Annotated in this window: 2 protein-coding genes; both read left to right on the top strand. The window is 75.0% G+C overall.

The window, feature by feature from the left end; translation table 11 throughout:
* A partial coding sequence (locus tag ACG83_RS41370; protein WP_152991679.1) for an acyltransferase domain-containing protein occupies window positions 1-3,203 on the top strand: 3,203 nt, incomplete at its 5' end.
* A gap of 57 nt (window positions 3,204-3,260) precedes the next feature.
* The coding region (locus tag ACG83_RS41365; RefSeq protein WP_152991678.1) for a type I polyketide synthase at window positions 3,261-8,925 on the top strand (5,665 nt) is incomplete at its 3' end.

Genomic DNA, 8,925 nt, shown 5'->3' with positions numbered 1-8,925 from the left:
GGTCGGTGGGGGGTGTGGAGGTGGTGCGGGAGTCGGTGGGGTGGCCTGAGGTGGGGGGTCGGGTGCGGCGGGCGGGGGTGTCGTCGTTTGGGATGTCGGGGACGAACGCGCACGTCATCCTCGAAGAGGCGCCGGGCTCGCGGGTGCAGACGCAGGTGGGTTCCGCGGCTCCGAACGCGGTCTCGTCCGACGCCGACGCCGACGCCGTGGCCGCGGGCGCCGTGGACCCCGATGCCGAGGACGTCACGGTGCCATGGGTGCTTTCGGCCCGGTCGGAGACCGCGTTGCGTGCGCAGGCCCGGCGCCTGCTGTCCCAGCTGGGCGAGACCGCCGATCCACCGTCGGTCCGCGACGTGGGCTGGTCCCTGGTACATGGGCGGGCGGCGTTGGAGCACCGTGCGGTCGTCGTCGGCGGGGACCGTCGCCGCGGGCTGCGTGCGCTGGCGCAGGGCCAGTTCGACCAGGACGTCGTGCCCGGGCGGTCCACCGCTGGTGACGACCGGGTGGTGTGGGTGTTCCCGGGGCAGGGGGCGCAGTGGGCGGGGATGGGCGCCGACCTGCTGGAGTCGTCGCCGGTCTTCGCGGGGCGGGTGGCACAGTGCGATCGGGCGTTGCGGCCGTTCCTGGACTGGTCGGTGGTGGAGGTGCTGCGGGGCGCCGCGGGCGCGCCGCCGCTGGAACGGGTGGACGTCGTGCAGTGCACCTCGTGGGCGGTCATGGTGGGGCTGGCGGCGCTCTGGGAGTCGTGGGGGGTGCTCCCGGACGTGGTCGTCGGGCATTCGCAGGGGGAGATCGCGGCGGCGTGTGTGGCGGGGGCGTTGTCCCTGGACGACGCGGCGCGGGTGGTGGCGGTCCGGTCGCAGGCGATCGCGCAGGTGCTGGCAGGCGCCGGCGGCATGGCGTCGGTGGCGCTGCCCGCGGCGGAGGTGGCGGCCCGGCTGGCCGGGGCCGGGCAGGACGGTCAGGACGGGCTCGTCGAGGTGGCGGCGGTCAACGGTCCGTCGGCGACCACCGTCGCCGGCGAGCCCGGTGCGTTGGGCGCGGTGCTCGCCGGCTGGGAACGCGAGGGGGTGCGGGTCCGGCGGCTGCCGGTGGACTACGCCTCCCACACGGCCCAGGTGGAGCACGTCCGTGAGCGGCTCGCCGAGGAGCTCGCCGCCGTGGTCGCCCGGCCGGCGTCCGTGGCCATGTGGTCGACGGTCACCGCGCGGCCGGTGGACCCGGCGGTGCCGCTGGACGGCGGGTACTGGTACCGGAACCTGCGGTCGACGGTGCGTTTCGGGGCGGTCGTCGAGGCGTTGGTGGCGGACGGGTGCCGAACGTTCCTGGAGGTCGGTGCGCATCCGGTGCTCACCGCGGCGGTGGCGGAGACGGCCGAGGCGGCCGGGGTCGATGACGCGCTCGTCGTCGGGTCGCTGCGGCGCGGTGAGGGTGGGCTGGCGAGGCTCCTGACCGGCGCCGCGCAGCTGTGGGCACACGGTACGCCGGTGGACTGGGGGCCGTTGGTGACCGGGGGGCGCCTGGTCGACCTGCCCACCTACCCGTTCGAGCACCGGCGTTACTGGCCCGATCCGCCCACGACCGCCGGCAGCGGCGGCGGTGCCGGCACGGAGGCGCCCGAGACGCCCGGCACCGGCCATCCCCTGCTGGGGGCCGCGATCCCGCTCGCCGACACCGGTGGGCTGCTGTTCGGCGTGACGTTGTCGCGCGACGTCACGCCCTGGCTCGCGGAGCACACGGTGGCCGGCGCCGCGCTGCTGCCGGCGACCGCCTTCCTGGAGATGGCCGTGCGCGCCGGAGCGGAGGCGGGCTGCGACCAGGTCGCGGAGCTGACTCTCCAGACGCCGCTGGTCGTTCCCGACCGTGGTGGTGCCGATCTGCAGATCTCGGTCGGTCCACCCGGCCCGGCGGGTGAGCGTGCGTTCGCCGTGTACTCCCGTCCCGGCGGGCCGGACGAAACGGGCGACGACCCGCGGCGGGCGGCGGATCCGGGCGACCGGTGGACCCGGCACGCGACGGGCACGCTCCTGGCCGGCGGCGGGCATGGTGCTACGGCGCGCCCGTCGTTCGATCTCGCTGTATGGCCGCCTACCGGCACGCAGCCAGTCGCGACCGACGATCTCTACCCGCGGCTGGCAGCCTCCGGCGTGGACTACGGGCCGGCGTTCCGCGCGGTGCGAGCGGTGTGGCGTCGCGGCGCGGAGCTGTTCGCCGAGGTGGCGCTGCCCGAGCAGCTCGGTGCGCAGGCACGCCGGTTCGGGCTGCACCCGGTACTGCTCGACGCCGCCCTGCATCCGCTGGTCCTCGATCCGGAGCTGGGGCCGCGCCGGCTGCGTCCCTTCTCCTGGAGCAACGTCGGAGTGCACGCGACCGGTGTCCCGGCGTTGCGCGTGCGGCTCTCCCCGGCCGGCTCCGACGAGGTCGCCGTCGAGGTCGCGGACGCCACCGGACAGCCGGTGGCCGACGCCCTGCTGACCTTGCGCCCGGCGCCCGCACCGACGGCCGTGGAGCCCGCCGTGGAGCCCGCCCCGCCGGTGGTGGCGGCGGTCGACCCGGCCAGGGAGGTGCCGGTCCAGGGCGCACCGGGCCAGCACACCGCAGTGGACATCCAACCGGGCGCGGGCCACCCGGACGTGTCGTCGTTCGCCCAACGGCTGGCCGGCCTGCCCGGGCCGGAGCAGGATCGGGTGCTGCTCGACCTGGTCCGTGCCCAGGCAGGCGCGGTGCTCGGCCACGGCGAGAACGGTGTGGTGTCGGGCGACCGCTCGTTCCGGGACCTCGGTTTCGACTCGCTCAGCGGCGTGGAGTTCCGCAACCGGCTGACCGCCATCACGGGTCTGCGGCTGCCGGCGGCACTCGTGTTCAACCAGCCGACGCCACGCGCGCTTGCCCGGTATCTGCGCGGCGAGCTGGACCCCGGCCGCCACGGCGAACACGACGCCCTGGCCGAACTGGAACGGCTCGAGGTCGCGCTGGCCGCCGCCGGCCCGGAGGTCGACGGCCAGGTCATCGCCCAGCGTCTGCAGACGTTGCTGTGGCGATGGAACGACACCCGTCCCGGCACGGCGGCGGCGAGCGCCGCGACGGCCGGAACGGGCGGGATGGGCGGTGGTGGCCATCCTGCCGCGGCCGGCGACGACTTCGACGCGATGAGCGACGACGAGATGTTGGAGGCGATCGACCGGGAGCTCGGCGCGTTCTGATCCGTCCGCCGTGATCGGCCTGATGCCGCGATCTGCCTGACAGTGGGAGTGCGACCGATGTCCAGCGCCAACGAAGACCGGCTCCGTGACTACGTCAAGAAGATCATGACGGATCTTCGGCGGGCCCGGCGGCGGCTGGGTGAGCTTGAGGCCGCCGCGCACGAGCCGATCGCGATCGTGGGCATGAGCTGCCGGTTCCCGGGCGGGGTGCGCTCACCGGAACAGCTGTGGGATCTCGTCGCCGCCGGGCGCGACGGGATCAGTGGGCTGCCGGCCGACCGGGGCTGGGATCTCGCCGGCCTCTACGACCCCGACGGGGTGCGTCCTGGCACGACCTACGCCCGCCACGGGGGCTTCCTGCATGACGCCGCCGACTTCGACGCGGACTTCTTCGGGATCTCGCCGCGCGAGGCGCTGGCGATGGACCCGCAGCAGCGGCTGCTGCTGGAGGTCGCCTGGGAGGCGGTCGAGCGGGCCGGGATCGACCCGTCCACGCTGCGGGGCAGCGGGACCGGGGTCTTCGTCGGCAGCATCTACCAGGACTATGTATCCCGGCTGCGCGAGGTGCCCGCGGAGGTCGAGGGCCATCTGAGCACCGGCGCCGCCAGCAGCGTGCTGTCCGGCCGCCTCGCCTACGTCCTCGGGCTGGAGGGGCCGGCGGTCACCGTCGACACCGCCTGCTCGTCATCGCTGGTCGCGCTGCACCTGGCGGTGCGTGCGCTGCGCGGCGGGGAGTGCGGACTCGCCCTGGCCGCGGGTGTGGCGGTGATGTCCAGCCCGTTGGTGTTCAGCGAGTACAGCCGGCAGCGCGCGCTGTCCGCGGACGGGCGCTGCCGGGCCTTCGCCGCGGACGGCGACGGGTTCGGCCTCTCCGAAGGCACCGGCGTCCTGCTGCTCGAACGGCTCACCGACGCGCGCCGGCTGGGGCATCCGGTGCTCGCGGTGGTGCGCGGCAGCGCGGTGAACTCCGACGGTGCGTCCAACGGCCTGACCGCCCCGAACGGCCCCTCCCAGGAACGGGTGATCCGCCGGGCGCTGGCCGACGCGCAGGTGGCACCGGAAAGCATCGACGCGGTGGAGGCCCACGGCACCGGAACCCCCCTCGGCGACCCGATCGAGGCCGACGCGCTGCTCGCGACCTACGGGCAGGGGCGGCAGCCCGGCACGCCGCTGTGGCTGGGGTCGCTGAAGTCGAACATCGGGCACGCGCAGTCGGCCGCGGGCGTCGGTGGCGTCATCAAGATGGTGCTCGCGCTGCGGCAGGAGACCCTGCCGCGGACCCTGCACGTGGGCGAGCCGACGGCGGCGGTCGACTGGGACAGCGGTGACATCCGGCTGCTTACGGAGCAGGTCGCGTGGCCTCGGGCCGATCGGCCGCGCCGGGCGGGCGTGTCATCCTTCGGTGTCTCAGGCACCAACGCGCATGTGATCCTCGAGGAGGCTCCGGCGGTCGGTCCCGATCCCGCCGCCGATGCCGGGTCCGAGGCGGAGACCGGATCCGAGGGGGAAACCGGCTCCAGGTCGGTGCACGGTGTCGAGACGGTGCACGGTGTCGAGATGGCGGCGGGTCCGGAGGGGCCGGTGTCCGTGGACGCCCAGGCCGTGCCGTGGCTGCTGTCCGCGCGGTCGGCGGCCGGGCTGCGCGGGCAGGCGGCCCGGCTGGCCGAGCACCTGGCCGGTGGCGTGACCACGGCCGAACCCGCCGACGTCGGATGGTCCCTGCTGCGTGGGCGGGCAGCGCTGGAACACCGGGCGGTGCTGCTGGGCGACGACCGCGTGGCGGCGTTGCGTGCGCTGGCCGGCGGCGAGCCGGGACCCGACGTGGTGCGGGGCCGGGCCGACGCCGAGGGCGGCGGTGACGGCCGGGTGGTGTGGGTGTTCCCCGGGCAGGGCGCTCAGTGGGCCGGGATGGGCGCGGAGCTGCTGGAGACGTCGGCGGTGTTCGCCCGGCGGGTCGCCGAATGCGCCGGGGCGCTGGCGCCGTATGTGGACTGGTCGGTGCTCGACGTCCTGCGCGGCGCCCCGGATGCGCCGCCGCTGGAGCGGGTGGACGTGGTGCAGCCGGTGTCGTGGGCGGTGATGGTGGGTCTCGCGGCGGTGTGGGAGTCGTGGGGCGTGCGACCGGACGCGGTGGTCGGGCATTCGCAGGGGGAGATCGCGGCGGCCTGCGTGGCGGGGGCGTTGTCCCTGGACGACGCGGCGCGGGTGGTGGCGGTCCGCGGGCGGGCCATCGCGGCGCGGTTGGCCGGCCATGGCGCCATGGCCTCGGTCGCGCTGCCGGCCGCCGCGGTCGCCGCCGAGCTGGAACAGTGGGCCGGCCGGGTGGCCGTCGCGGCGGTGAACGGGCCGTCCGCGACCGTGGTCGCAGGCGAGCAGGCGGCCCTGGACGGGCTGCTGGCCCGCTGGTCGGAGCAGGACGTCCGGGTCCGGCGGCTCCCGGTGGACTACGCGTCGCACACGGCGGCGGTCGAGGCGCTGCGGGCGGACCTGCTGCGTGACCTCGCCGGCATCCGTCCGGCGCAGCCCCGGATCGCCTTCCACTCCACGGTCGAGGGCTACCTCGCCGTGGCCGAGGGCGGTCCCGACACCGGGCCGTCGCGGCTGGACGCCGACTACTGGTTCCAGAACCTGCGCTCGCCGGTGCGGTTCGCCGCGGCCGTCCGCGGGCTCCTCGACGAGGGGTACCGGGTGTTCGTGGAGATCGGTGCGCATCCGGTCCTGACACCCGCGGTGGCGCAGACGGCCGAGGCCGCCGGGGCTGACGGCACGCTCGCCGTCGGCTCGCTGCGCCGCGGGGAGGGCGGTCTGCGGCAGCTGGTGGCGAGCGCGGCGCAGCTGTGGGTACACGGGGTGCCCGTGGACTGGGCACCGCTGGTGGCCGGCGGGCGGCGCGTCGACCTGCCCACGTACGCGTTCCAGCGCCAACGCTACTGGCTGCACGACGGTGCCCGGCCGGGAGCCGCCACGGCCTTTACCACGGACGTGGCCGGTGCGACCCGGCAGTCACTGTTCCAGGTCGCGTGGACGCCGTTGGCGGTTCCGGCCGGCGCGGCGGAGGCCGCCAGGGCCCGTCTCGTGACCGTGCCGGCCGGCGTCGATGCCCCGGCCACGGCCCTCGCCGCAGGCGAGCCGCCGCCGGACTGGACCGTCGTCCGCCTGCCACCCACGACGGGTGACGCCGCCTCCGTCCGGGGGGCGGTCCGGTGGGCGCTGTCGCTGGTCCAGGCCTGGTTGGCGGACGAGCGCCTCGCCGGGTCCCGGCTGGTCCTGGCGACCCGGGGCGCGGTGACCGGTGAGCCCGTGGCCGGGCAGGTCACGGATCTGGCCGGCGCCGCGGTGTGGGGGCTCCTCCGATCGGCGCAGTCCGAGCATCCCGGCCGGTTCGTCCTGCTCGACCTCGACGATGCCGACAGCTCCGCGGACATGGTGCCTGCCGCCCTGGCCGCCGCCGGGGCACTGGACGAGAACCAGATCGCCCTGCGCGACGGACGTGCGTTCGTCCCGCGGCTGACGCCGGTTCCGCCGGCCCCGGCCCCAGTTCCGGCCCCGGCTCCCGGACCGGCCGAAGCCGTCGCGGCCGTGGCCGTGGCCGCGGCCGCAGAAGCTGGGACCACAGAGCGCACCCTGCCGTGGGACCCGGCGGGCACGGTTCTCGTCACCGGCGGAACCGGAACTCTCGGTGGTCTCGTTGCCAGGCACCTCGTCACCCGGCACGGGATGCGGAACCTGCTGCTGACCGGGCGGCGCGGCGCCGTCCCCGAATGGGTGGCGGATCTCACCGGGCTCGGCGCGCACGTCACCGTCGCGGCCTGCGACGTGACCGACCGCCAGGCACTGGCCGCTGTACTCGCGGACGTCCCCGCGGACCGTCCGCTGACCGCGGTCGTGCACGCCGCCGGCATCCTCGACGACGGCGCCGTCGTCTCACAGACCGGCGAGCGGGTCGATGTCGTGCTGCGGCCCAAGATCGACGCCGCGCTGCACCTGCACGAGCTGACCGCGAACCACGACCTCGCGGGTTTCGTGCTCTTCTCCTCGGCGGCCGGCGTGTTCGGTGGCCCCGGCCAGAGCGGTTACGCCGCGGCGAACGCGTTCCTGGACGCGTTCGCGCAGTGGCGTGCGGCGCGCGGCCAGCGGGGTGTCTCGCTGGCGTGGGGCCTGTGGGAGCAGCGCAGCGGCCTGACCGCCGGACTCGGCGATGCGGACCTGCGACGGATGGCCCGGGCGGGCATGCGTGCTCTGACCACCTCCGAGGCGCTGGATCTGTTCGACCGTGCGGTGGCCGGTACCGCGGACGCGGCACTGGTGCCGATCGGTCTTTCGGAGGACGTCCTGACCGCCCAGGCACAGGCGGGCACGCCCGCGGTGATGACGCGCGGCCTCGTCCCGATCGCCGCACATCCGTTCACCAGCGGGACCGGTCGCGCGGGCGCCGCGGCCGCCGACCCGCACGGCGTCCCGGTCGGCGGCACGGCCGGCACGCCCGGCGGCACGGACGCGAGGTCCGGGCTGGTCCGCACCCTCGCCGGGCTGACCAGGACCGAGCGGCGCGACGTCCTCGTCGACCTCGTCCGGGCACAGTCCGCCGCCGTGCTCGGACACCGCTCGCCGCAGGCCGTCGAGCCCACCCGGGCGTTCAGGGAGATCGGCTTCGACTCCCTCACCTCGGTGGAACTGCGCAATCGGCTGGCGGAGCTGACCGGTCTGCGCCTGCCCGTCACGCTGGTGTTCGACCATCCGAGTCCGCGGGCCGTCGCCGAGCTCCTGTACGCACGGCTGGTGGAGGAGACCCAGGGCTCCACCGCCCCAGCCGGAGATGCCTCTCGCGGCCTGGCCGTGGTGACCCGCCCGGGTGTCGCACGGGCGGGTGCCGATGACGACCCGGTCGTCATCGTGGGCATGGGCTGTCGTTTTCCCGGCGGGGTTTCCTCGCCGGCGGATCTGTGGCGGGTGGCGGCGGAAGGCGTGGACGCGGTCTCCGAATTTCCTGCCGACCGGGGATGGGATGTGGCGGCTCTCTTCGACCCGGTGCCGGGCCGGCCGGGACGCTCGTATGTGCGTGCGGGTGGATTCCTGTATGACGCCGGTGATTTCGACGCGGATTTCTTCGGGATCTCTCCGCGTGAGGCGTTGGCGATGGATCCGCAGCAGCGTCTGTTGTTGGAGGTGTCGTGGGAGGCGTTGGAGCATGCGGGGATCGACCCGACATCGCTGCGTGGCAGTGCGACCGGTGTCTTCACCGGGCTGAGTTATCACGACTATGTCGCCGGTCTGCGCGCCGGCCACGACGCGGAGGGATACCTGCTCACGGGTAACGCCGGCAGTGTGGCCTCCGGCCGGGTCGCCTACACCCTGGGGTTGGAGGGGCCGGCGTTGACGGTGGACACGGCGTGTTCGTCGTCGCTGGTGGCGCTGCACCTGGCGGTGCGGGCGCTGCGCGCCGGCGAGTGCACCCTCGCGCTGGCCGGGGGCGTCGCCGTGATGGCCAGCCCGACGACGTTCGTCGAGTTCTCTCGGCAGGGTGGGTTGGCGGTGGATGGTCGGGTGAAGGCGTTTGGTGAGGGTGCGGATGGGACGGGGTGGGGTGAGGGGGTGGGGGTTGTGGTGGTGGAGCGGTTGTCGGTGGCGCGGGAGCGGGGTCATCGGGTGTTGGCGGTGGTGGGTGGTTCTGCGGTGAATTCGGATGGTGGTTCGAATGGGTTGACGGCGCCGTCGGGGGTGG

This window comes from Frankia sp. R43, assembly GCF_001306465.1.
Taxonomy (GTDB): Bacteria; Actinomycetota; Actinomycetes; order Frankiales; family Frankiaceae; genus Parafrankia; species Parafrankia irregularis.
Note: the sequence above shows the minus strand (reverse complement) of the source record. Positions and strands in the feature narration are given on the sequence as shown.